General features: G+C 62.5%; 1 protein-coding gene. It reads right to left on the reverse strand.

The window, feature by feature from the left end:
- The coding region (locus tag SB765_RS32420) for a hypothetical protein (protein ID WP_410932867.1) at positions 1–248 on the reverse strand (248 nt) is incomplete at both ends.

Consider the following 248-nt stretch of genomic DNA (forward strand, 5'->3'; position numbering starts at 1 on the left):
GTCGGTCAGTTCGCGCTCATCGCCCACTACTACATCGATGCCCAGTGGTTCGGCGCGAGTGCGCAGGACGTCGAGGGTTTGTGGGTGGCTGTGCACCGAAGCGAAGAACGCGTTGCTGCTTTTGTTCTTGCTCAGGCGCTTGCAGAAGGTCATGGCTTCGGCGGCGGCCGTGGCTTCGTCGAGCAGGGAGGCGTTGGCAATCGGCAGGCCGGTGAGGTCGCTGATCAGGGTCTGGAAATTCAGCAGGG

It is taken from the genome of Pseudomonas sp. SIMBA_067 (assembly GCF_046534675.1).
GTDB classification, from domain to species: domain Bacteria; phylum Pseudomonadota; class Gammaproteobacteria; order Pseudomonadales; family Pseudomonadaceae; genus Aquipseudomonas; species Aquipseudomonas putida.